Below are 24,281 nucleotides of genomic sequence, written 5' to 3' on the forward strand. Positions count from 1 at the left end.
CATGGAGGCTTCCTCCAGATAACATTGAGCTCCCATGGCCTTCTCTCAGCCTGCCGTTACCGTTGCGCCCAAGCTGGTCAGCGTCTCGTACAATAACAACGACAACACCATCACTCTGCTATTCGACCATAAGGTCGCCGCCGGCAGCGGCAACCTGGTGATCAGCAACGGCCACAGCCAGTCTTACGTGGGCGCCAACGGTTTGTCGAGCCGGATTGTCGGCGCCACCGACACCCGCACGCTGGACGGCGGCGACGGCCAGATCAGCTACAGCACCACTGACGGCACCGTCACGATCCATCTGAGCAGCGCGCTGCACAGCGGCGAGAACTACAGCGTCACCATGGATGCGGGCGCGGTGCACGACTTCGACACCAACGGCGGCGTCGGCCGCATCAGCTCCACCACGCTGTTCAATTTCACCGCCAGCGGCAACGTCAGCCTGCCGCCCACGCCGCTTGCCGCCGTGGGCGCGACGATCCACTTTACCGACACCGGCGCCAGCAACAGCGATTACATCACCGCCTCGCAGGAACAGCAGGTCAGCGGCACCTATAGCGGCAGCCTGGGCGTCAACGAATTCATCCAGGTGTCGCTGGACAACGGCGCCAGCTGGCACCAGGCGATTGCCAACTCCGACAACCACACATGGAGCTATAACGGCTCCATCGACACCGGCAATTTGGCCAGCGGCGCCAATGACAATCTGAATGGCGCCTTGCTGGCGCGCGTCACCAATACCGACGGCGGCAGCAGCGCCACCGCCAGCCAGGCGTATGTGTACAGCAACCACCCGATCGAGGTGAGTGTCAATTCCACGGTCAGCTTTTCCACCGATAGCGGCACCAGCCGCACCGACCTGATGACCAATACCGCCAGCCAGACCATCAGCGGTAACTACGAGGGCCTGCTGCACAGCGGCCAGACGCTGCAGATCTCGGTGGACGGCGGCACCACCTGGCTCAATGCCAATGCCAGCGACGGCAGCTGGCAAGCCAACGACGTCACGCTGCTCGAAGGCAAGCACGGGATGCAGATGCGGGTCACGGATGCCTTCGGCAACGCCAGCAGCACTGCCTACAACGAATACACGCTGATCAGCAACGCCACCGGCCTGACCGGTCGCGCGCTGACGCTGGCCAGCGACAATGGCGCTTCCAACGCCGACGGCGTCACCAACGCCATCAGCAGCGTCTCGCTGAATGTCAGCAATCTGCACGGCTTGCACGCGGGCGACGTGTTCCAGGTCATCGATACCAGCAATGACACGGTCGTCGGCAGCTACACGATCCAGTCCGGCGACCTGTTCTACGGCACCGGCGACTATCTGTCCAAGAACCAGTTCGACGAGAGTCCGCGCACCGCGCTCAACATCAACGTCGACGGCACCTTCAGCGATGGCGCGCAGCACCTGGCGGTGCGCCTGGTCGATATCGCCGGCAACGTGGGCACGTCCAGCAGCATCGTCGACGTTACGCTCGACGCCACGCCGCCAGTAGTGCAGTCGGGCGCGATATCGGGCAGCATCATTACCCTGACCTTCAGCGAAGCGGTCAACCTGAGCGGCGACCTGAGTTTCCAGGTCAGCGATGGCAACGACACCAGCGCCGGCACCCAGATCCTGACCGTGGAAGCCAGCCAGGTCAGCGTCAGCAACAATATCGTGACGCTGAACCTGTCCTCCAGCCTGGATCCGAACAGCCACTACTCTGTCACACTGCAATCCGGCGCCATCTCCGACAGTGCAGGCAACAGCGCCTACCCGGTCGACAGCACCCTGATGCAATTCACGACTGAGGGCACGCCGCCGCAGTTGTCCGGTATCGCCCTGTCAAACGACAGCGGTGTGACGGGCGACTACGTGACCAACGTTGCCGAGCAGACGCTCAACGGCGTGTACTCCGGCACGCTGGGTGCGGGCGATCACATCGAGGTATCGCTGGACGGCGGCGCCTGGACCGCGGCCAGCATCGACAGCAGCACCTGGAGCCTGGCCACAACACTGACCGAAGGCGCTCACACGGTCGAGGTGCGCGTGGCCAGCAACCATGCGACCGTCATTTCGCAGGCCATCACGCTCGACACCACACCGCCGGCGGCGCAGATCGTGCCGTCCGCCACCAGCTTCCCCTACACCAGCGCGGTGCAGACCATCACCGGCCAGTACAGCTCGGCGACCGGGCTGCTCGATGAAATCGTCCTGGTCAGCCTGGACAACGGCGCCACCTACCAGAAAGCCACCCTGGCCAATGTCAGCACCGGCATCAGTTCCTGGAGCGTGACGGGCGTCGTGCTCAACGGACTGATCGACGTGCAGATCAGCGACGCTGCCGGCAACCTGAGCAATTACTCCGACAGCGGCCGCAACGTCATCGTCATCGAGTCCAATGCCGGCACCTCGTTCGACACCAGCAGCGGCAGCGCGCCGGTCTTCGGCGGCAGCAGCAACAATGCCTTCAACCTGCTGGACCCGAATCACAACATCCTGTCCGGCGGCGCCGGCGTCGATACGGTAACGCTGCGGTTCAACAACGCCACCTTGCCGCTGGCCAAGCTGTTCGGCATCGAGGTGATCAACATGTCGCCCACCTACCAGTCGGTCATCTACGGCAGCAATACCATCTCAGGCATCAATCCCGCCAACGTGACGGCGATGACGGATCTGAACGCAGGTGTGCACAAGTTGCAAATCGACGGCAACGCCACGAGTAACGTTTACCTGGGAACCGGCTGGGGCGTGGACAATATCAGTGAAAACTCCGGCTACCACACCTATCATGCGACCAGTGACAGCAGCATCGTGCTGCTGATCGGTAACGCGATCAACGTCCAGACGTCGGCTTGACGATCTTTACAGGCTGCGGCGCGAGCGGAACTCGCGCCATTCGCCGCTGAGCGGATCGATGAAGGATATGGCGCGCGCCAGCAGCTGCAAGGGCTGCGACACGTCGTCCTGCTTGCACGGCAGCGCCACCGGGTAGAAAGCGTCGTTGACGATCGGGATGCCGAGCGACGACAGGTGCAGCCGCAGCTGGTGCTTGCGGCCCGTGTGCGGGAACAGGCGGTACAAGGTCAGCTCGCCGCGCTGCTCGATCACCTCGATCAGCGTTTCCGAATTCGGCTCGCCCGCCTCCTCCTTCATGATGAAGAACTTGTCGCCGTCGACCATGCGGCTGCGATAGGTGAAGGGATACTGCACGTCCACCAGGCGCGGCGCCAGCGCCTCGTATTCCTTGACGATCACGCGCTTCTGGAACATCGACTGGTAGGTGCCGCGGCTGGCCGCGTTGCGCGAAAAAATCACCACGCCGGCGGTCTCGCGATCCAGCCGGTGGATCGGCGTCAGGTCGGCCTCGCCCAGCGTTTTCTTCAGGCGCACCAGCAGCGTTTCGTGCAGGAAGCGGCCGCCCGGCGTCATCGGCAGGAAGTGCGGCTTGTCGACCACCACCAGGTGCTCGTCCATGTGCAGGATCTCTTCCTTGAACGGAATCGGCGTCTCCGGCGCATCCAGTTCGCGGTAGTAGAAGATGCGCAGGCCGCGCTTGAAGCGGCTCGACGGCTGCAGCGGCTGGCCGTCGCCGTCCACCACCTCGCGGCGCGCCATGCGGTCGCGCCAGGCGGCTTCCGGCACGTCCGGAAAACGTTCGACCAGGAAGCTGATCATGTCCGGCCAGTCGCCTTCCGGCAGGTACAGGTAACTGGGCGCGACACCGTCGCGCATGGGCAGCGGATAACGCGACATATCAGGAACGCGGCAAGGCAATCGAGTGGTAAGGAGGCAGCTGGTTGGCATCGAGGCCCTTGGCGCGCGCGTACACCGGCAGCACCAGGTGCATATTCTTGTTCATGTTGTCGATGCGGTCCTTGCCCGTCGGGTGGGTGGACAGGAAACCGATCGGCTGCCGCTGGTTGATCGCGCTCATTTTCTGCCACAGCGCCACGCCGGCGCGCGGGTCGTAGCCGGCGCGCGCCGCCAGGTCCATGCCGATCAGGTCGGCCTCGCTTTCGTCGCCGCGCGAGAACTTCAGCGCCGCCACATGCGCGGCGCCGCTGCCGACCGCGTCGCCGAGGCGCGGGTCGAAACCGAAGTAAGCCGCGGCGCCGGCGCCGGCCAGGCGCGCGAACAGCGAGGTGGCGGTGTTCTTGCCGGCCTGCTCGCGCGCATGCTCGCGTAGCGCGTGGGCGATTTCATGGCCCATCACCATCGCCACTTCGTCGTCGGTGAGATTGAGCTTGGTCAGGATGCCGTTGTAGAAGGCGATACGGCCGCCCGGCATGCAGAAGGCGTTGACCGTCGGTGAGTTGAGCAGGTTGACCTGCCAGTCCCACTTGGCGGCGTCCGGATTCCAGCGCGTGGTGAACGGAATCAGCCGCCTGGAGATGGCGCGCAGGCGTATCAGCTGCGGATTGCGGTCGGTGGCGACGGCGTCCTTCTTGTGCGCCTCGGCCAGCATCTGGTTGTACTGAAGCCGGGACTGTTCGTCGAACTGGCGCGCGTCGCCGCCGATATTGCGCATGGGTGACATGCTGGTGACCGGAATGCCGTCATTCTGCGCGTGCAGCGACAGCGCGCTGGTACAGAGCACCAGCGCCAGCAAGGCGTTCTTCAATTCAGGTTTTTTCATGACCACTGTTCCACGGAGCTATTTTCGGCAGCATCATCATCGCAGGAAACGCCAGGATAAAGCACACGATAAAGAACCAGAACCACCCGGTTTCAGCAACAATATACCCTACCGAGGAATTGATGAAGGTGCGCGGCACCGCCGCCAGGCTGGAAAACAGCGCGTACTGGGTGGCGGTATAACGCGGATCGGTGGCGCGCGACATGAAGGCCACCAGCGCCGCCGCGCCCAGGCCCGGACTGGCGAACGCCTCGAAGCCGTAGACAGCGCTCAGCAGCAGCGGATCCGGCCCGACCTTTGCCAGCCACACGAAGCCCAGGATCGCCAGCGCCTGCAGCACGCCGAACACCCACAGCGCGCGGTTGATCCCCAGCCGTATCATCCAGATGCCCGCCACCGCGCCGCCGGCCAGCGCCGCCCACCAGCCGGTGGCGTTGGCCGCCAGGCCGATCTGCTTGGTGGTGAAGCCGATGTCGAGGAAGAACTTGGTCGCCAGCGCGGTCGACATGGTGTCGCCTATCTTGTACAGCAGGATGAAGGCGATGATGAACAGCGCCTGCTTCCAGCCGTCGCGCAGAACGAACTCGCGGAACGGCAGCACCACCGCCTCTTGCAGGTTCTTCGGCGGCGAACCGTACACCACCGGCTCTTTGGCCAGCAGCGTGCAGACAAAGCCCGGCAGCATGAACGCCGCCACCGCCCAGAAGACGATCTGCCACGGCTGGCTGTCCGCCATCACCAGTCCCAGCGCGCTGGGGATCAGGCTGGACGCCTTGTAGGCGTTGACGATGATGGCCGCGCCCAGGCCCTGCTCTTCCTCGGCCAGAATCTCGCGCCGGTAGGCGTCGATCACCACGTCCTGGCTGGCCGACAGGAAGGCGATCACGAACACCGCCACCACGATCAGCTGCAGCTCCAGCTTGGGATCGAGCATGCCCATGCCGCCGATGAACAGGAACAGCGCCAGCTGCGTCAGCGCCATCCAGCCGCGCCGCCGGCCCAGCGGCAGCACGGTGTAGCGGTCCATCAGCGGCGCCCACAGGAACTTGAAGGTATAGGGGAACATCGCCAGGCCGAACAGGCCCAGCGCCTTCACATCGAGTCCAGCCTTGGCCAGCCACGCCTGCATCAGGTAGATCAGCGTGTACAGCGGCAGGCCGGAGCTGAAGCCCAGGAACAGAATGGAAACGGTGCGTCCGTTGAGGTAGCTGTACCAGGGCTTTGCGGTCATCAATGGGCTTTCTTGCGGAGTCGGAACACGGCGAGGTCGCCGCGCAGGTTGGGCAGGAAGGAGACGCGCTTGCCCTCGGCCAGCGCGACGCATTCGATCACCTCCAGGCCGCACTCCTCGGCCAGGTCGCGGAAGTCGGTGATGGTGGCGCAACGCACGTTGGGCGTGTCGTACCACTCGTACGGCAGCGATTCCGACACCGGCATGCGGCCCTTCAGCAAGGCCACGCGGTGCGGCCAGTAGGCGAAGTTGGGGAACGAAACGATCGCCTCCTTGCCGACGCGGACGATGTCGCGCAACAGCGCTTCGACATGCTTCATCATCTGCAGCGACGACAGGCACAGCACCGTGTCGAACGAATTGTCGCCGAACAGACCGAGGCCGTTCTCCATGTCCTGCTGGATCACCTGCACGCCGCGCTGGGTGCTGGCCAGCACCTTGTCGTCGGCGATTTCGATGCCGTAGCCGCTACACTGCTTGTCGCTCTGCAGGTAGTCCATCATCACGCCGTCGCCGCAGCCGACGTCCAGCACGTGCGCCTGGCTGTCCACCCAGTGCGCGATGAAGGCCAGGTCCGGCCGCGCGCTGCTCAAATCGTTGAAGTTCATACCGTTCCCTCTATCTCGTTCCACACCTGGCCGTAGTAGGCGCGCACCATGTTCATGTAGCGCTCATCTTCCAGCAGGAAGGCGTCGTGGCCGTGCGGCGCATCGATTTCCGCATAGGTGACGCGGCGGCGGTTGCCGATCAGCGCCTGCACGATCTCGCGGCTGCGCTCCGGCGAGAAGCGCCAGTCGGTGGTGAAGGACGCCAGGAAGAATTTGGCCTTGGTCGACGCCAGCGTTTTCGCCAGATCGCCGCCATGCTTGCGCGCCGGGTCGAAGTAATCCAGCGCCTTGGTGATCAGCAGGTAGGTGTTGGCGTCGAAGTATTCGCTGAACTTGTCGCCCTGATAGCGCAGGTAGGATTCGATTTCGAAGTCGACGCCGAAGCCGAACTTGTAGTCGCCGCTCTCCGCGATGTCGCGCAGCTTGCGGCCGAACTTTTCGGCCATGTCGTCGTCGGACAGGTAGGTGATGTGGCCGACCATGCGCGCCACGCGCAGGCCGTTTTTCGGCACCACGCCGTGTTCGTAGAAATCGCCGCCGTGGTAGTCCGGATCGGACAGGATGGCCTGGCGCGCCACGTCGTTGAAGGCGATGTTCTGCGCCGACAGCTTGGCGGTCGAGGCAATCACCACGCAGTGGCGCAGGCGGTCCGGGTACATGATGGACCAGGCCAGCGCCTGCATGCCGCCCAGCGAGCCGCCCATGACGGCGGCGAACTGCGTGATGCCCAGCTGGTCGGCCAGGCGCGCCTGCGCGGCGACCCAGTCTTCCACCGTCACCACCGGGAAGGCGGCGCCGTAGGGCTTGCCGGTGGCCGGATTGGTGTGCATCGGGCCGGTGGAGCCGAAGCAGGAGCCGAGGTTGTTAATCCCGATCACGAAGAACTTGTCGGTGTCCAGCGGCTTGCCGGGACCGACCATATTGTCCCACCAGCCGGTGCTTTTCGGCTGGCCTTCGTATTCGCCGGCCACGTGGTGCGAGGCGTTCAGCGCGTGGCACACCAGCACCGCGTTGGACTTGTCGGCGTTCAGCGTGCCGTAGGTTTCGTACATCAGCATATAGTCGCGCAGCGACGCGCCGCTTTGCAGGAGCAAGGGCTCTGCAAAATGCATGGTTTGCGGCTTAACGTATCCGAGGGATGACATCGTTGGTTTTAGTTTTTTGGGGGCGGCCCCACGGGCCATCTATCAGGGCGGGACCGCGAATGGTGGGTCCCGCCAACCTACATCAACTGCAATTGTTCGACCGCGTCTGCAATTACGTTGGGTTCCATCGAGCGCATGATCTTGCGGGTTTGCGGCATGATGCGCGCAAGGTCGCTGTTCAGGATTTCCTGCTTGACCGACAGCAGTTGGGCCGGGTGCATCGAGAATTCCCGCAGCCCCATGCCCAGCAGCAGGCGCGTCAGCTTGACATCGCCCGCCATTTCGCCGCACACGGCGACGTCGATCCCGGCTTTATGCCCGGCCGCAATCGTCATCGAGATCAATTGCAGCACAGCCGGATGCAGCGGATTGTAAAGGTGTGCGACTTCATAATCAACCCGGTCGATCGCCAGCGTGTACTGGATCAGGTCGTTGGTGCCGATCGACAGGAAGTCCATGCGCTTGACGAACATCGGCAGCGCCAGCGCCGCCGCCGGGATTTCGATCATGGCGCCGACGTCGACGTCGTTGTCGAACTTGACGCCGCGCTCGCGCAGCTCGGCCTTGGCTTGCGCCACCATCGCCAGCGACTGGTCGATCTCGAACGCGTGCGCCAGCATCGGAATCAGGATGCGCACCTTGCCGAACGCCGACGCGCGCAGGATGGCGCGCAGCTGCGTCAGGAAGATCTGCGGCTCGGCCAGGCAGTAGCGGATGGCGCGCAGGCCCAGCGCCGGATTCAGCGCCGTCTGCTCGCTCTGGTCGAGCGGCTTGTCGGCGCCGATGTCGAGCGTGCGGATGGTGACCGGGCGCCCCTTCATCAACACCACGGCGCGCTTGTACTGCTCGAACTGCTCGTCTTCCGACGGAATCTTGCTGTTGCGGCCCATGAACAGGAATTCGGAGCGGAACAGGCCGACGCCGTTGGCGCCCGCCTCCATCGCTGCCGGGCAATCGTCCGGCAGCTCGATATTGGCCAGCAGCGTGATCTCGGTGCCATCCTTGGTGATGGCCGGGGTTTTCTTCAGCTTCTGCAGCTTCTTGCGGGCACGGGCGGCGGCGCCCTGGCGTTCGCGGTACTGCTCCAGCACCAGCGCGCTCGGGTTGGCGATCACCACGCCGGCGTCGCCGTCGATGATCAGCCAGTCGTCCTGCTCGATCAGGGTGGAGGCGCCGGACATGCCGACCGCCGCCGGAATATCCAGAGAACGGGCGACGATGGCGGTGTGCGAGTTCTGGCCGCCGACGTCGGTGACGAAGCCGATGAAGGAGCGGTCGCGGAACTGCAGCATGTCGGCCGGCGAGATGTCGTGCGCGACGATGATCATCTGCGGCTGGAACTCATCTTCGCCGCCATCGGTTTTCGGCGGCAGGATCTGCTCGGTGCCCATCAGCACCTTCAGCACGCGCTCGGCCACCTGCTGGATGTCGGCCTTGCGCTCGCGCAGGTACAGGTCTTCGATTTCGTCGAACTGCGCCGACAGCTCATCGATCTGCGTCAGCAGCGCCCATTCGGCGTTGTAGTGGCGCGCGCGGATGATGTCCAGCGGCGCTTCGGAAATCATGGGGTCGGACAGGATCAGCGCGTGGACGTCGATGAAGGCGCCCAGTTCGGTCGGCGCATCCTTGGGCAGCTCGTTCCACAGCGTTTGCAGTTCCTTGTGGACGGCGGCCAGCGCCTGCTGCAGCCGGGTCACTTCGGCCTCGACCTGTTCTTCGGCCACCAGGTAGTGCTTGACGTCCAGCGCGGCGGGCGCCAGCAGGTGGGCGCGGCCGATGGCGATGCCGCGCGAGACCGGAATGCCGTGCAGCGTGAACGAGGCCATCGGCGGGCCTGCGGGGAAACGGGGGCGGCTGCGCTCTGCCGCCATTACTCGCCTTCGCCGAACTTGTCGTTGACCAGCGCGGTCAGGGCAGCGACGCAATCGCCTTCGTCGTCGCCGTCGGCTTCCAGCAGCACCTTGGCGCCCTTGCCGGCGGCCAGCATCATCACGCCCATGATGGACTTGGCGTTGATGCGGCGCGCGTTACGCGTCAGCCAGACATCGCTTTTGTATTTTGCTGCCAGTTGGGTAAATTTGGCGGAAGCACGCGCATGCAAACCAAGCTTGTTGATAATTTCAAGTTCTTGCTGAATCATTTTTATTTTGTCTCAATCAGATTGCGCATTGCTAAAAAATCGTCAGGTTTCCCCGACGCGTATCCGGTTGTCGACGCGCACCGCGCCGCTCTGCGCGCCCGCCAGGGCCATCTCGACCACCACGTCCAGCGTATCGCGGCGGTAGGTGATGGCGCGCAGCAGCATCGGCAAGCTGATGCCGGCAATGACTTCCACCCGGCCCGCGTCGGCCAGCCGGTTGCAGCAGTTGGCGGGCGTGCCGCCCTTGACGTCGGTGATGACCAGCACGCCGTCGCCGTCGTCGAGACGCTTGATCGCCGCCGCCGCCAGATCCTGCACTTCGCCGAGGTCCTGGTCGGCGATCACGTCGATCGCTTCCAGGTGCTCGGTGGGACCGCGAAACACGTGGGCGCAGGCCGCAAGAAAGGCCTGTCCCAGTGGTGCATGCGTCATAAGTAGTATGCCTACCATATTGTTAAACCGCCAGTGAGGAATAAAGTTTTCTTGTCATCGGGGACTATTTCGCCGCTGCCGCTTCCAGCGCGTCGATGAAGGTCGCCGCCACCGGGAAACCGGCTTGCTGCGTGATCTCCTGGAAGCAGGTCGGGCTGGTGACGTTAACTTCCGTGAGGAAATCACCGATAACATCTAATCCTACCAGCAACAGGCCGCGGGCGGCCAGAATCGGACCCAGGGCGTTGGCGATCTCGAAGTCGCGCTCGGTCAGCGGCTGCGCCACGCCGAGGCCGCCGGCGGCCAGGTTGCCGCGCACTTCGCCGTTCTGCGGAATGCGCGCCAGCGCGAACGGCACCGGTTTGCCGCCGATCACCAGGATGCGCTTGTCGCCCTTTTCGATGGCCGGGATGAAGCGCTGGACCATGATGGTGTACTGGCCGTTGCCGGTCAGCGTCTCGATAATGGCGCCCAGGTTCATGCCGTCCGCCTTGACGCGGAAGATGCCGGTGCCGCCCATGCCGTCCAGCGGCTTGAGGATGATGTCGCCGTGCAGCTTCTGGAAGGCGCGGATGCGCGCCTCGTCGCCGGTCACCAGGGTCGGCGAGGTGAACTCGCTGAACTGGGTGATGGCGACTTTTTCATTGTGGTCGCGGATCGCCGACGGCTTGTTGAACACCTTGGCGCCCTGCTTTTCGGCCAGTTCCAGCAGGTAGGTGCTGTAGACGTATTCCATGTCGAACGGCGGATCCTTGCGCTGCAGGATGGCGTCGAACTCGCCGAGATTGGTTTCGACCGGATCGGCGGCGCGGTACCAGTCTTGCGGATCGCCGGTGAAGCTGATGCGCTGCACGTGCGCGGTGACCACGCCCTGCTCGACCGCCATGTCCTTCTGCTGGAAGGCGTAGACCTCGTGGCCGCGCTTGTTCGCCTCCACCATCATGGCGTAAGTGGAGTCCTTGTAGGTCTTGAAGGTCGACAGCGGGTCGGCGAGGAAAGCGATTTTCATGGTGCGTCCAGTAGAGGTAATGCCTGATTTTAGCCGAGATCCGGAAGTCGCTCAGTAGACCTCGGGATTTGGATCGGTGCGCTCCATTTCCAGCGACGCCGCCAGCAGCGCCAGGCGCGCCACCACGCCATACACGTAGAAGCGGTTTGGCGCCGCCGTACCCGGCTTGGCCTTCAGATCCGGCACCGCGTGCTGCTGGGCAAACGCCAGCGGCACGTACTGCGAACCGGGCGCGTTCAGGTTCTGGTCGACGCCCTTCTCGGCATGCACGCGGTAGAAGCCGCCCACCACGTAGCGGTCGATCATGTACACCACCGGTTCGGCCACCGCGCTCTCGATGCTCTCGAAGGTCGGCACGCCTTCCTGGATGATGAAGTCGGTCACTTCCTTGCCATCCTTGATGACGATCATCTTGTCGCGCTGGGCCTGGGTCAGATCCTTGATCTCGCTGGAATCCTTGATGGTCAGGATGCTGGTGCCATAGGTGCCGGCGTCCGGCTTGACGATCACGAACGGCTTGTGGTCCTTGATGCCGTATTCCTTGTACTTCTTCTTGATCTTGGCCAGCAGCGTGTCGATGTTGGCGGCCAGGCATTCGTAGCCCTCGCCGGTGCGGAAGTTGACCGCATCGCACTTGGCGTGGAACGGATTCAGCATCCATGGATCGACGCCGATCAGCTTGCCGAACTTCTTGACCACCTCGTCATAGGCGTTCAGGTGGTTGCTCTTGCGGCGCAGCGCCCAGCCGGCGTGCAGCGGCGGCAGCAGGCTCTGCTCGTGGATGTTTTGCAGGATGTCCGGAATGCCGGCCGACAGGTCGTTATTCAGCAGGATGGTGCAGGGATCGAAGTCTTTCAGGCCGACGCGGCGGCCGTTCGGCGAGCGCACCAGCGGCTCGACCACCAGCATATTGCCGTCCGGCAGAGCGATCGGCGTCGGCTGCGTCACGTCCGGCGACAGCGAGCCGAGGCGCACGTGCAGGCCGGTCTGGCGGAAGATCTGCATCAGACGGGCGACGTTCTGCCAGTAGGTGGGATGGCGCTGGGTCACTTCCGGGATCAGCAGCAGGTTGCGCGCGTCCGGACAATACTTGTCGATCGCGGCCATGGCGGCCTGCACCGACAGCGGCAGCATTTCCGTGGCCAGCATGTTGAAGCCGCCCGGGAACAGATTGGTATCCACCGGCGCCAGCTTGTAGCCGGCGTTCCGCATATCCACAGAGCAATAAAATGGCGGCGTGTGTTCCTGCCACTCAAGGCGGAACCAGCGCTCAATGGCGGGCGTGGCGGCCAGGATCTTTTCTTCCAGGTCGAGCAGGGGTCCGCTCAGGGCCGTGACGAGGTGGGGAACCATGTTATTACTTCCTTATTACCATGCGGACTATGCCAAATGAGGGCAAAAACGTCATTTTAAAGGCTGGAAATAAAAAAAGCGCCCCAAGGGGCGCTTTTCTGATGAAACCTTGTTAATTAGGAATCGGTTCAGGAGTGATAAGCCGACTCGCCGTGGGTGGTGATGTCCAGACCTTCGCGCTCTTCTTCTTCCGGAACGCGCAGGCCGATGACGATGTCCACCAGCTTGAAGGCGATGATGGCGACGATGCCCGACCACAGGATGGTGGTGCCGACAGCGGTAGCCTGGATGGTCACCTGGCCGGCGATCGAGTAGTCAGCCGATGCTTTGTTGGCAACGTAGTCGAAGATGCCCTGGCCGCCCAGCGACGGTGCAGCGAACACACCGGTCAGGATCGCGCCCAGGATGCCGCCGACGCCGTGCACGCCGAACACGTCCAGCGAGTCATCCGCGCCCAGCAGGCGTTTCAGGCCGTTCACGCCCCACAGGCAGATCACGCCAGCCAGCAGGCCCATGATCAGCGCGCCCATCGGACCGACGAAGCCGCAGGCCGGGGTGATCGCCACCAGGCCCGAAACCGCGCCCGAAGCGCCGCCCAGCATCGATGGCTTGCCTTTGAAGATCCACTCGGCGAAGACCCACGACACGGTGGCGGCAGCGGTGGCCAGCAGGGTGTTGATGAAGGCCAGCGCGGCGATGTCGCCGGCTTCCAGCGGCGAACCGGCGTTGAAACCGAACCAGCCGACCCACAGCAGCGACGCGCCGATCATGGTCATGGTGACCGAGTGCGGCGCCATCGATTCGCGGCCGTAGCCGACGCGTTTGCCGATCATGTAGGCGCCCACCAGGCCGGCCACTGCGGCATTGATGTGCACCACGGTGCCGCCGGCGGTGTCCAGCGCGCCTTTTTGGAACAGGAAGCCGCCTTTCAGGGTTTCGGTGGCCAGGGTGGCCGCGTCCTTGATCGCGTCAGGGCCGGTCCAGAACCAGACCATGTGGGCGATCGGCAGGTAGGCGAAGGTGAACCAGATCACGATGAACGCCAGCACCGCGGTGAACTTGGCGCGCTCGGCGAAGGCGCCGACGATCAGGCCGCAGGTGATGGCCGCGAAGGTCGCCTGGAAGGCCACGAAGATGAACTCAGGGATCACCACGCCTTTGCTGAAGGTGGCGGCGTAGGCAAACGTGCCTTTGACCGGATCGAAGATGCCGTTCAGGAAGGTGCGGTCATGCAGGTTGCCGAAGAACGCATTGCCCTCGGTGAACGCCAGCGAGTAACCGTAGATGCACCACAGCACCACGATCAGCGCGAAGATCATGAACACCTGCATCAGGATCGACAGCATGTTCTTGGAACGGACCAGGCCGCCGTAGAACAGCGCCAGGCCAGGAATCGTCATCAGGATCACCAGCAGCGTGGCCACCATCATCCAGGCGGTGTCGCCCTTCTGTGGCGTCGGCGCGGCGGCCGGTGCGGCTTCGGCTGGCGCGGCGGCCGCAGGTGCGGCAGCGGCAGGTGCGGCGGCGGCCGGCGCCGGAGCAGCGGCAGGCGCCGGGGCGGAAGCGGCAGCGGCAGCCGGCGTTTCAGCGGCCGGCTTGGCGTCTTGCGCATACACGGGTGCTGCCAGCGCAAACAGGATGGAGACCCCAGCCAGCAAGCTTGTTATAGTTTTCTTCATTCTCATCGTCCTCTTAGAGAGCTTCGTTGCCGGTTTCACCGGTACGAATGCGGATCACTTGTTCCAGGTTGTACACGAAGATTTTGCCGTCACCGATTTTGCCGGTACGGGCAGCGCCTTCGATGGCTTCGATGGCCTGTTCGACGATGGCGTCGTCCACTGCCGCTTCGATCTTGGTCTTCGGCAGGAAGTCCACAACATACTCCGCACCGCGGTACAGCTCGGTGTGGCCCTTCTGGCGACCGAAGCCTTTCACTTCGGTCACGGTAATGCCCTGCACGTTAATCGCCGACAGGGCTTCACGCACCTCGTCAAGCTTGAACGGCTTGATAATGGCGGTAATCATTTTCATACTGGCCTCGCTTAGAAGGTTTTGGAAATGGTCAGGACAGCACCGGTTTTACCCAGGTTCTTCCCTTTTCCGACGTAGGCTTCGGTGTCGGCATAGACCGCCGCCAATGCCACACTGACCACGCCGAAATCTTTGGTGACGCCCACCTTGTAGTCGGTATAGCTGGCGGCGCCGTTGTTCTTCACATTCTGGTGACCCACGTGCAGGTTGAGGACGTAGCCGTCATACACTTCGTTGTTGAACTGGCCGTCCAGGTAACCGGAATTTTTACTGTCGACAAAGCCGAACAGATTGGTGGTCGAATGCGAATACTTGACCGAGAACGGGCCGGCCGTGATCTGGCCATACAGCTCGAAGGTGTTGGCGCTTGGGCTCAGCTTGTTCGACGGATAGTAGTAGTACAGGCCGCCGACGTCGTAGCTGATGTCGGCGGTGATGTTGCCGCGCTTGCCGGCGTACAGATCCCATTCAACTTCGCCGTCGCCGCCGCCGTCCTTGACCCATTTGATGGTCGACAGCCAGGTGCCCACGTACAGGCCAGTAGGGTTATTCACGTAATCCGCGCCGCCCTGTAAGGCTGGCTTGAGTCGGGTTTGCGATACGCCGCGATAGCGGTAGTCGCTGACAACGGCAGCGTTATAGCTGACTTCGTTGTCTGGTTTTGCTTCAGGAGCGGGTGTCGCTTCTTCGGCGCGCGCCATGGACGCGAATGCTAAGGTCAACGCAGCAATCAGGGTAAAGTTCTTGGTCATTTTCATAATTGTTTTCCTAGTGAGTTGAACTTGATTAGCAGATGCGGTTTAAAATCCTTTTATGTGAAGCGATGAAAAGCATTCAACAGCTTCTTTAGCAGAATGTGTGCCAGCTAATGTTGTTCAGCAAACAGGTGGCGTATCATGGTTGACAACGGCCCGGCTGAGACCAAAGTGAGAACGACGGGGAGAGCACAGCGGGATTTCGGCGGATTCGCACCACATTAACGCCGACACGCACCCTAATGGTGCAATGATGGACCAACCAGATCAAGGAATATTATGGATATGAACACTTTTTTTAATGACTTGCAAAACAAGATCAGCCAAGCCATCGAAAATTCACCAGCAAAGGACATCGAGAAGAACGTCAAGTCCATGATGACGCAGGGATTCGCCAAACTGGACCTGGTCACGCGCGAGGAATTCGACATCCAGACCCAGGTGCTGGCCAAGACCCGCGCCAAGCTGGAAGCCCTGGAAACCCGCCTGGCCGAGCTGGAAAGCAAGGTTAATCAATAATCATCCATTTGTGCCGGGCCGTTTGGCCTGGCGCAAAGCGACGCGACAGGCTTGGGCTACGCTGGCAGCTGGTCCCTTTTGCCTGTCCGTCCAGCCATGTCTCTCGCCGTACTCAAAAGCCGCGCCCTGGCGGGCATGGAAGCGCAGGAAGTCAGCGTGGAAGTGCATCTGGCGAATGGATTGCCGTCCTTCGCCATCGTCGGCCTGGCCGATACCGAAGTCAAGGAAGCCAAGGACCGCGTCCGCGCCGCCATCCAGAATGGCGGCTTTGAATTCCCCGCCCAACGCATCACCGTCAACCTCGCGCCTGCCGATCTGCCGAAAGAGTCGGGACGCTTCGATTTGCCGATCGCGCTTGGCATCCTGGCCGCCTCCAAACAAATTCCGGCACGCCGTCTGCATCAATATGAGTTTGCCGGCGAACTGTCGCTGTCCGGCGAGTTGCGCCCGATACGCGGCGCACTGGCGATGTCGCTGGCCACGCGCCGCAATGGCGGCTGCCTTGCTTTCATCCTGCCGTTGGCGAATGCCGACGAGGCGGCGCTGGTTTCCACCGCGGCGATTTATCCGGCCGACTCGCTGCTGCAAGTGTGTCGCCACTTCGCCGGCAAATCGGTCGAGTCCATGCTGTCGCGCCACGAAGCCGCGCCGCTGGCCGCCGCGCCGGAGTATCCCGACTTCGCCGACGTCAAAGGGCAACTGCTGGTCAAACGCGCGCTGGAAGTGGCTGCGGCGGGCAACCACTCGGTTCTGCTGGTGGGCCCGCCCGGTTCCGGCAAGACCATGCTGGCTTCGCGCTTTCCCGGCCTGCTGCCGCAGATGACCGATGAGGAAGCGCTGGAAGCGGCCGCCGTGCAATCGCTGACCGGCGCGTTTCGCATTGAGAACTGGAAGCGCCGCCCGTTCCGTTCGCCGCACCATACTTCCTCCGGCGCAGCGCTGGTGGGCGGCGGCAGCGTGCCGCGTCCAGGCGAGATTTCGCTGGCACACCGCGGCGTCCTGTTCCTTGACGAATTTCCGGAATTCGATCGCCGTGTGCTGGACGTGTTACGCGAGCCGATGGAATCCGGTCACATCACCATCTCGCGCGCCGCACGGCAGGCCGACTTTCCTGCGCACTTCCAACTGATCGCCGCCATGAACCCGTGCCCCTGCGGTTACACCGGCCACAAGAGCATCGCCTGCCGCTGCACGCCGGACGTGCGCCTGCGCTACCAGAGCCGCATCTCCGGCCCGCTGCTGGATCGCATCGACATTCAAATGGAAGTCGGCGCCATCGATCCCCACGTCCTCGCGGCATCGGCGGACGGCGAACCATCTGCCGTCATCGCCCTCCGCGTGCAGGCTGCGGCGGACCTGCAAGTGCTACGCCAGGGCAAGCGCAACCAGTTTTTGACCCCGCGTGAAATTGACCGTTACTGCAAGCTGGACAAGCCAGCCAAGGCCTACCTGCGCTGGACCATGGAGCGCTTTCACTGGTCCGGCCGCGCCTATCACCGCATCCTGCGCGTCGCCCGCACCATCGCCGACCTGGCCCGCTCCGACACCATCCACGAACCACACGTGGCGGAGGCCGTGCAGTACCGCCGTGCGCTACACGCGTGACGCAACGCGCTGAGCCGTCATCGCTGCCAATATAAAAAGCGGTCCAACCGCGCCATCAACATACCAAGTCTTGCCCGCTTGCTGCTATATTTGCTCGCAGCTAACTCACGCCAGGACCACAATGACCCGTTTGCCCCTCTACCTCGCCGCCGGCGCGCTGCTGACCGGCTGCGCCGCCACCCGCCCGCCCGCCACCGATTTCACCCTCAACTCCGGCAGCCCGCGCGCGCCCGAGCAACTGGCGGTGACGTTTGAAAAAGTCGACCTGGCGCTGCGCGTCGATCCGGCCACCAAGAGCATCAGCGGCGACGCCGCCCTCACCTTCCTGCTGAAAGAACCGCTGACCCGCATCGCCGTCGAACTCGACCGCAACCTGCCGGTCGACAGCGCCAGCATCGACGGCGTCGCGCTGGCGCCGGCCGCGATCAGCAATCCCGACGGCCGCCTGTACCTGACCCTGCCGTCGCCGCTGCCGGCCGGTGCCCGCACCACCGTGCGCATCCAGTACCACGGCACGCCGCAGGTCGCCAAGCGCGCGCCGTGGGATGGCGGCTTCACCTGGAGCCAGACCGCCGACGGCCAGCCATGGATCGCCACCACCGTCGAAGGCGAAGGCTGCGATCTGTTCTGGCCCTGCATCGATCATCCGATGGGCAAGCCGCAACTGATCGATCTGCACATCAGCGTACCGGCGCCGCTGGTGGTGGCCGGCAACGGCGTCGCCACCGGCATGGACGAGAAGGACGGCTGGCGCACCTACAACTGGCACGCCAAGAATCCCAGCACCTACGGCGTCGCCCTCAACATCGGGCCGTACGAAACGCTGTCCGGCGACTACGCCAGCCGCTTCGGCAACACCATTCCGCTGCGCATGTGGTACCTGAAGGGCCACGACAAGGAAGCCCAGGGCCTGTTCACCGAATTCACGCCGATGCTGGATTTCTTTGAATATCGCGTCGGCCCGTATCCGTTCGGCGATGAAAAAATGGGCGTGGTCGAAACGCCGCACCTGGGCATGGAACACCAGACCATCAACGCCTACGGCAACGGCTACGCCAAGTCCGCCTACGGCTACGACTGGCTGCTGCACCACGAGCTGTCGCACGAGTGGTTCGGCAACCAGATGACCAACGCCGACTGGGACGACATGTGGCTGCACGAAGGCTTCGGTTCCTATATGCAGCCGCTGTACCTGGAGTCGATGCGCGGCGAGCGCGAGTTCCAGGCCGAGCTGTTCAACTTCCGCAAGTCGCTGATGAACAAGGCGCCGGTGGTCAGCGGCAAGACCCAGCGCATCGAAGACATCTATGAAGACGCGCGCGGCGGTCCGGGCAACGATATCTACACCAAGGGCGCGCTGATCCTGCACACGCTGCGCAACCTGATCGGCGACGACGCCTTCTTCACCGCCACCCGCCGCATGGTCTACGGCACCGCGGCGCCGACGCCGGGCCACTTCCAGCCGCGCTGGAGCAGCACCAAGGAATTCGTCCAGTTCACCAACGAAGCCAGCGGCCGCGACCTCAACTGGTTCTTCAACGCCTACCTCTACCACGCGGCGCTGCCGGAACTGGTGGAAGAGCGCAGCGGCGGCAAGCTCAAGCTGCACTGGAAGCTGGCGGACGGCGGCGCCTTCCCGATGCCGGTCGAAGTGCGCATCAACGAGCGCATCGAGAAACTGCCGATGACCGACGGCACCGGCGAACTGAGCCTGCCGGCGCACGCGCAAGTGACCATCGACCCGATGTCGCGCGTGCTGCGTCAGCAAGCCTGGATCGATGAATGGAAAGCCGCCGACGCCAAGAAGAAATCCAAGCGATGAAAGGCACGCTGGCGCTTTTGCTGCTGGCCGCGCTCCTGGCCGGATGCAGCCCCAAGTACGACTGGCGCGACTACCGCAGTCCGGACGCGCCATACGCCGTGCTGTTCCCCGGCAAGCCGGCGACGCAGACCCGCGCCATCAAGCTCGATCAACTGGCCGTCAGCATGACCATGGCGGCCACCGAGATCGATGGCGTGGTGTTTGCCATCGGCAGCGCGCAACTGGCCGACGCCGCGCAGGCGGCGGACGCCCTCGCGGCGATGCAGAGCGCCATGGTCAGCAATATTGGCGGCACGGTGAGCAGCCGCAGGACGCTGGCCGGCGGCGCCGTCGAAGTGGAAGCCAGCGGCGGGAATATGCGCCTGAGCGGCCGTTTCCTGGCCCAAGGCCGGCAAATTTATCAAATCGTCGTGGTCGGCCCGCCGCAGAAAATCGACGCCGAAACGCTGGAAACATTCTTCAGTTCTTTCAAACCTCAGTAAAAACTGAATTATTCGCTTAGAAAATACTTAATCCGGTGCGCCAGCGCCCAAACAGCGAGTCCAAGGTCTTGTAAAGTTTCAGGTATGTATTAAAGTCTAAGTGACTGGCGTTTTACCGCCTTTTTACTCTACAAGATCAAGAAAGCGTTGCTTATGTTAATCGCATTCAAATCGAAATCCAGCCCGGAAGTCCTGATGTACCAGGAACACGCCCAGCGCATCCTGGACCTGCTGCACAAAAATCCTACGCGCGGTGTGATCACCGCCGCCGAAGCCGCGCAGGCGCTGTCGGTGCTGGAACATGAAGTTGCCGAGACCAAGCTGCATCCGGAAAACGACGTCGAGCACGACGTGCACGCCCACGAGCAGGAAGAAGGCGAAACCAAGGAACACGCCGCCGCACAACGCGTCGGCTTCTCCGCGCGCGCCTACCCGCTGCTGGAAATGCTGCGCACCGCCAAGGCGGAAAACGAGCACATCATCTGGGGCATTTAATCCCCCGCCAGGGACGCTTTCAACGGTAAATCCATCGTGAAGCGCGTCCCGACGCCCACCGCACTGTCCACCCGTATCGAGCCATCCAGCAGCGACGTCACGATGTTGTAGGTGACGCTCAGGCCGAGGCCGTTGCCGCCCTGCCCCAGCTTGGTGGTAAAGAACGGATCGAAGATGCGCGCCTGATGTTCCAGCGGAATTCCCTTGCCGTCGTCCTGGAACACGATGCGCACGCGGTCCGCGCCCAGCGGCACGGCCCACATGCGGATCTCGCCGTCCTCGCGGTCTTCAAACGCATGCAGCAGCGCGTTGTTGATCAGGTTGATGATGACCTGGCCGTACGGACCGGGGAAGCTGTCCATCACGATCTCTTCCGGCATCTCCAGCACGATGTGATGGCCGGCCTTGCGCACCTGGTTCTTCATCGTCATGACGATCTCGTGGCTGGCCTGGTGCAGATTGAACACGCGCCGCTTGGCGCTGGCCTGGTCCACCGCCACCTGCTTGAAACTGTTCACCAGCTCGGCCGCATTGCGCAGGCTGCGCATCAGCAGCGTCGAGGCTTCGCGCGCCGCGTCCAGGAAACCGCTCAGGTCGGAACGGCGCAGCGTATTGCCGGCGTTGAGGACTTCCATTTCCGTGGTCTTGTCTTCCAGCGTGCTGGCGATCACCAGGCTGTTGCCGATCGGCGTATTCAATTCGTGCGCCACGCCGGCCACCAGCGAACCGAGCGCCGCCAGCTTCTCGCGCTCCACCAGCTGCTGCTGCGCATCGCGCAACTGGCGGTAGGAATCGGCATTGGCGAACGCCACCGCCACGTAGGACGCCAGCGTGGTCAGCATGTCGAGATCGATGCGCTGGTAGGCGTGCGTGCGGTAGCTGTGCACGGTGATCACGCCGCGCACCTGGCCGCCGACCGAAATCGGCACATAGATCAGCGAACGCGGCTCGGTGGGAATCGAACCATCTTCCAGCGTGCCCATGTTCTCGGCGCCGGACACCAGGTCCAGGCTGTCGATATAGCGCCCGTACTCCTGCTCCAGGTCGTTGATGAAGACTTCCTGCGCATGCAGGATGCACCACACCGCCAGCTGGTTCGGCTCGCGCATGCTGCGCGTGTACGGCGTGTAGCGCTTGCCGCGCTCCATCGCGAACGGATACTCGATCAGCTCCTGTTCCGGCCGGTAAATGCCGATGCCGAACACGCTGGCGTCCATCAGCGTATGCACCTGCTGGTACAGCAGCGACATGATGGCTTCGCTGTCGAGATTGGCGGTGATGCGGCGGCCGATGTCGGACAGCAGCGAAATATTGCGGTGCGCCTGTTCGACGTTTTCCTTCTCGCGCTCGATGGACTCCTTCTGCTGCACCAGCTCGCGCGTGCGGCTGCCGACTTCCTGTTCCAGATCCTGCTTCTGCAGCACCAGCAGGCGGATGCGGATGCGGAACAGCAGGTAGGCGCTGCCCAGCACCAGGCAGGCCGCCAGCAGGCGGAACCACCATGTCTTCCACACCGGCGGCGCAATCGTGATCATCATCGACACCGGCTCGGCGCTCCACAGGCCGTCCTTGTTGGCCGCCTTCACGCGGAACACATAGTTGCCGGGATCGAGATTGGTGTAGGTGGCGAAGCGCTTGCCGGCATCGGTGGTCACCCAGTTCGGATCGAAGCCTTCCAGCTGATAGGCGTAGCGGTTGCGCTGCGGATCGGCATAGTGCATGGCGGCGAATTCAAACGAAAACACCGCATCGCGATACGACAGCGCCAATGCCCTGGCCTGGTCCAGCGGCCCGCGCGCCAGCACATCCGGGCGCCCGGCGCCGCCCAGGATCGATTGATTGAAAATGGAAAAATCCGTGATCGACACCGGGGCCGCGTGCGGGTTGTCATGGATGCGCGAGGGCTGGAACGCGGTCACGCCTTCCAGGCCGCCGAAGTACAGCGTGCCATCCGGCCCGCGATAGCCGGAGCCGATGAAATACGAACCGTCGATCAGGCCATCCTTCGAGGTGTAATTCCTGAACTGGCCGGTGGCCGGATTAAACAGCGAAATCCCCGCCGTCGAACTGATCCACAAACGGCCCTGCTCGTCCGGCAGAATCGCGCCGATGGGGTCGGGCGAGCGGCCGTTGGCCGGCGGATAGAAGTGGAAACTCAGCTTGCCATCCTTCCCCATGCGCCCCACGCTCAGGCCGGCCGCGGTGCCGATCCAGATGCGCTCCTGTTCATCCTGGTACAGGTAATGCACGCGGTTGTGGCCCAGGCTGTCCGGCCTGGCCGGATCATGGCGATAGTGTTCGAATTTGCCGGTGGCGCGGTCCAGCCGGTCGATGCCGTTCTCGGTGCCCAGCCAGAAATTGCCGCGCTTGTCCTCCAGCAGCGCATACACGCGGCCAGACAGCTTGTCGGGATCGGACACATCGGCCTGGAAGGTTTGCATGGCCAGCGTCTGCGGGTCGATGCGGTACAGCGACATGCGCGAGCCGGCCCAGATCACACCGTCCCTGGTCACCAGAATGCGCTGAATGGAGCGCGCCAGCGGATCGCTGGGCAGCGGTATTTCAACATAGCGGTCGCTGCCGGCGGCGCGCCAGAACAAGCCGTTCAGCGTGCCCACCCACAGGCGGCCTTGCTGATCGGTCGCCAGCGAAGCCAGCGGATCGCTCGGCAGCGCGCCGGGCCGCCGCACCGCGTTCGAGGTGAACTCGACCTCGCCTTGCACCGGGTCCAGCAAGGCCAGGCCAGCCGCCGATCCCAGCCACATCTTGCCGCCGGACGCGGGCGCGATGGCGCGCACCTTGTTGCTGCCGATGCCGGGCAGTACGCCGTTCTGCTCGCTGTAGCGCTCGAAGCCGCCGCTGCTCAGATCGACATGGTCGACGCCGCCATACCAGTTGCCTATCCACAGCGTGCCGGTGCGGTCCTGGTACAGGGCGCTGGTCTGGTTGTCGGTCAGGCTGTGCTGATTCAAGTTGTCGCGCGCGTAGCGGTAGAAACGGCCGCTGGCCGGATCGCGCCGCCGCACGCCGTCGGTGAAGGTGGCCAGCCACAAGGTGCCGTCGCTGTCATGCAGCAGCTTGACCACGCGCAGCCTGGCCAGGTCGGCCGGCACCGCGGGCGCCAGCCGCTCGGCCGATTCGCCCTTGATCTGCCAGGCCTGCAGGCCTTTCATGGCGCCAGCCCACAACACGCCGTCGCGGCCGATGGACAAGGACAGAATATTGTTTTCGGCCGTGCTTTCCTGGCTGCCGAAATGAAGGAAGCGGGTGCTGTCGGCCGCCAGCATGTCCAGTCCGCGCGCGGTGCCAACCCACAGATTGCCTTGCTTGTCGCGCGCCAGCGCGCCGACGCGATCGTCATTGATGCTGTCCGGGTCGGCCTCGGCATGGCGCAGGATCATCAACTGTCCGCTGGCGGTATCCAGGTGCTGCAAGCCGTCGCCGGTGGCCAGCCACAAGCCGTGCTTGCCGTCGCCCACGATGCCGACCACCGCGACCTTGTTCAACATATGGACGAAGTTTTGCGTGACCGGATCGTAACGGTCCAGGCCGCCTTTGCTGCCGACCCACAGCTGGCCGGCGCCATCCTCATACAGGGCCTGGACGTAGTTGTCCTGCAAGCTCTGCGGATTGGCGGGATCGTTTTTGAAGGTGGTGACGCGGTAGCCGTCGTAGCGGTTCAGGCCGGCTTGAGTGCCGAGCCACATATAACCCTGGCGGTCTTGAAGAATGCTGGCGACCGATTCCTGCGTCAGCCCCTGCTCCACGCCCAAATGCTCAAAGCGCAGCGTCAGCGGCGCCGCGCGGGCCACTGAAAACAGCGCCAGCAGGACGCAGGCGAAGAAGACACGTAGTGCGGAAACTGGCTGGAGTTTGGGGCGCATATCGCCCCATTTTAATGCACAAAAGCAAAAAAGCCCCAACCAGATTTTCTCCGGAAGGGGCTTTTTCTAATAACTAGCTTGACGATAACCTACTTTCACACTGGTTGCAGCACTATCATCGGCGTAGAGTCGTTTCACGGTCCTG

20 protein-coding genes are annotated in these 24,281 nt (G+C 63.3%); 6 read left to right on the plus strand and 14 right to left on the minus strand.

Annotation, left to right across the window (positions count from 1 at the left end; translation table 11 throughout):
* Positions 1 to 34 precede the first annotated feature (34 nt).
* The gene (locus GJ698_RS24610) at positions 35 to 2,845 is read left to right on the plus strand and encodes a beta strand repeat-containing protein (RefSeq protein WP_154360505.1); all 2,811 of its coding nucleotides are present in this window, start codon (positions 35 to 37) and stop codon (positions 2,843 to 2,845) included.
* 6 nt (positions 2,846 to 2,851) lie between these two features.
* Here GJ698_RS24610 and GJ698_RS24615 read toward each other — a convergent pair whose 3' ends face one another.
* From GJ698_RS24615 to GJ698_RS24675, 13 genes are all read right to left on the minus strand, one after another.
* Positions 2,852 to 3,742: a pseudouridine synthase gene (locus tag GJ698_RS24615; RefSeq protein ID WP_154360506.1), complete on the minus strand. Its 891-nt coding sequence runs from the start codon at positions 3,740 to 3,742 to the stop codon at positions 2,852 to 2,854.
* Position 3,743: 1 nt separating this feature from the next.
* Entirely contained in the window at positions 3,744 to 4,625 is an 882-nt protein-coding gene (locus GJ698_RS24620; protein WP_154360507.1) for a M48 family metallopeptidase, read from the minus strand.
* Positions 4,612 to 5,856 carry an AmpG family muropeptide MFS transporter gene (locus GJ698_RS24625; RefSeq protein ID WP_154360508.1) on the minus strand — a complete coding sequence of 415 codons (1,245 nt, stop codon included), beginning with the start codon at positions 5,854 to 5,856 and terminating at the stop codon, positions 4,612 to 4,614. Before GJ698_RS24625 ends, GJ698_RS24620 begins: the two co-directional genes overlap by 14 nt.
* Positions 5,856 to 6,464: a methionine biosynthesis protein MetW gene (metW, locus tag GJ698_RS24630; protein WP_154360509.1), complete on the minus strand. Its 609-nt coding sequence runs from the start codon at positions 6,462 to 6,464 to the stop codon at positions 5,856 to 5,858. Before metW ends, GJ698_RS24625 begins: the two co-directional genes overlap by 1 nt.
* Positions 6,461 to 7,609 carry a homoserine O-succinyltransferase MetX gene (gene metX / locus GJ698_RS24635; RefSeq protein WP_154360510.1) on the minus strand — a complete coding sequence of 383 codons (1,149 nt, stop codon included), beginning with the start codon at positions 7,607 to 7,609 and terminating at the stop codon, positions 6,461 to 6,463. The genes metW and metX overlap by 4 nt, the downstream gene beginning before the upstream one ends.
* A gap of 77 nt (positions 7,610 to 7,686) precedes the next feature.
* Positions 7,687 to 9,435 carry a phosphoenolpyruvate--protein phosphotransferase gene (ptsP, locus tag GJ698_RS24640; RefSeq protein WP_154360528.1) on the minus strand — a complete coding sequence of 583 codons (1,749 nt, stop codon included), beginning with the start codon at positions 9,433 to 9,435 and terminating at the stop codon, positions 7,687 to 7,689.
* 44 nt (positions 9,436 to 9,479) lie between these two features.
* Positions 9,480 to 9,749 carry an HPr family phosphocarrier protein gene (locus tag GJ698_RS24645; protein ID WP_154360511.1) on the minus strand — a complete coding sequence of 90 codons (270 nt, stop codon included), beginning with the start codon at positions 9,747 to 9,749 and terminating at the stop codon, positions 9,480 to 9,482.
* A gap of 42 nt (positions 9,750 to 9,791) precedes the next feature.
* Positions 9,792 to 10,199: a PTS sugar transporter subunit IIA gene (locus tag GJ698_RS24650; RefSeq protein ID WP_110847503.1), complete on the minus strand. Its 408-nt coding sequence runs from the start codon at positions 10,197 to 10,199 to the stop codon at positions 9,792 to 9,794.
* A gap of 46 nt (positions 10,200 to 10,245) precedes the next feature.
* Positions 10,246 to 11,190 carry a glutathione synthase gene (gene gshB, locus GJ698_RS24655; protein ID WP_154360512.1) on the minus strand — a complete coding sequence of 315 codons (945 nt, stop codon included), beginning with the start codon at positions 11,188 to 11,190 and terminating at the stop codon, positions 10,246 to 10,248.
* Between the two features lie 51 nt (positions 11,191 to 11,241).
* Positions 11,242 to 12,543 carry a glutamate--cysteine ligase gene (gene gshA / locus GJ698_RS24660; RefSeq protein ID WP_154360513.1) on the minus strand — a complete coding sequence of 434 codons (1,302 nt, stop codon included), beginning with the start codon at positions 12,541 to 12,543 and terminating at the stop codon, positions 11,242 to 11,244.
* 128 nt (positions 12,544 to 12,671) lie between these two features.
* Positions 12,672 to 14,222, minus strand: a complete 1,551-nt coding sequence (locus GJ698_RS24665; protein WP_154360514.1) for an ammonium transporter — start codon at positions 14,220 to 14,222, stop codon at positions 12,672 to 12,674.
* A 13-nt stretch (positions 14,223 to 14,235) separates the two neighbouring features.
* A complete protein-coding gene (locus GJ698_RS24670; protein ID WP_154360515.1) occupies positions 14,236 to 14,574 on the minus strand; it encodes a P-II family nitrogen regulator in 339 nt (112 codons plus the stop codon).
* Between the two features lie 11 nt (positions 14,575 to 14,585).
* Positions 14,586 to 15,332: a TorF family putative porin gene (locus GJ698_RS24675; protein ID WP_154360516.1), complete on the minus strand. Its 747-nt coding sequence runs from the start codon at positions 15,330 to 15,332 to the stop codon at positions 14,586 to 14,588.
* Between the two features lie 276 nt (positions 15,333 to 15,608).
* Here GJ698_RS24675 and GJ698_RS24680 point away from each other — a divergent pair, with 276 nt between their 5' ends.
* The 5 genes from GJ698_RS24680 to GJ698_RS24700 all read left to right on the plus strand — a co-directional run bounded on the left by GJ698_RS24680 (position 15,609) and on the right by GJ698_RS24700 (position 20,252).
* The gene (locus GJ698_RS24680; protein ID WP_154360517.1) at positions 15,609 to 15,848 is read left to right on the plus strand and encodes an accessory factor UbiK family protein; all 240 of its coding nucleotides are present in this window, start codon (positions 15,609 to 15,611) and stop codon (positions 15,846 to 15,848) included.
* A gap of 96 nt (positions 15,849 to 15,944) precedes the next feature.
* Positions 15,945 to 17,453, plus strand: a complete 1,509-nt coding sequence (locus GJ698_RS24685; protein WP_154360518.1) for a YifB family Mg chelatase-like AAA ATPase — start codon at positions 15,945 to 15,947, stop codon at positions 17,451 to 17,453.
* Between the two features lie 121 nt (positions 17,454 to 17,574).
* Positions 17,575 to 19,275 carry a M1 family metallopeptidase gene (locus GJ698_RS24690; RefSeq protein ID WP_154360519.1) on the plus strand — a complete coding sequence of 567 codons (1,701 nt, stop codon included), beginning with the start codon at positions 17,575 to 17,577 and terminating at the stop codon, positions 19,273 to 19,275.
* The gene (locus GJ698_RS24695; protein WP_154360520.1) at positions 19,272 to 19,757 is read left to right on the plus strand and encodes a hypothetical protein; all 486 of its coding nucleotides are present in this window, start codon (positions 19,272 to 19,274) and stop codon (positions 19,755 to 19,757) included. Before GJ698_RS24690 ends, GJ698_RS24695 begins: the two co-directional genes overlap by 4 nt.
* A gap of 153 nt (positions 19,758 to 19,910) precedes the next feature.
* A complete protein-coding gene (locus GJ698_RS24700; RefSeq protein WP_154360521.1) occupies positions 19,911 to 20,252 on the plus strand; it encodes a DUF1840 domain-containing protein in 342 nt (113 codons plus the stop codon).
* On the opposite strand, the gene GJ698_RS24705 is transcribed toward GJ698_RS24700, so the two are convergent.
* Positions 20,249 to 24,136 (minus strand): two-component regulator propeller domain-containing protein, encoded by a 3,888-nt coding sequence (locus GJ698_RS24705; protein ID WP_154360522.1) that lies wholly within the window; start codon positions 24,134 to 24,136, stop codon positions 20,249 to 20,251. The genes GJ698_RS24700 and GJ698_RS24705 overlap by 4 nt on opposite strands.
* Positions 24,137 to 24,281: the final 145 nt, after the last annotated feature.

This window comes from Duganella aquatilis (assembly GCF_009674565.1).
Classification (GTDB): Bacteria; Pseudomonadota; Gammaproteobacteria; order Burkholderiales; family Burkholderiaceae_D; genus Rugamonas; species Rugamonas aquatilis.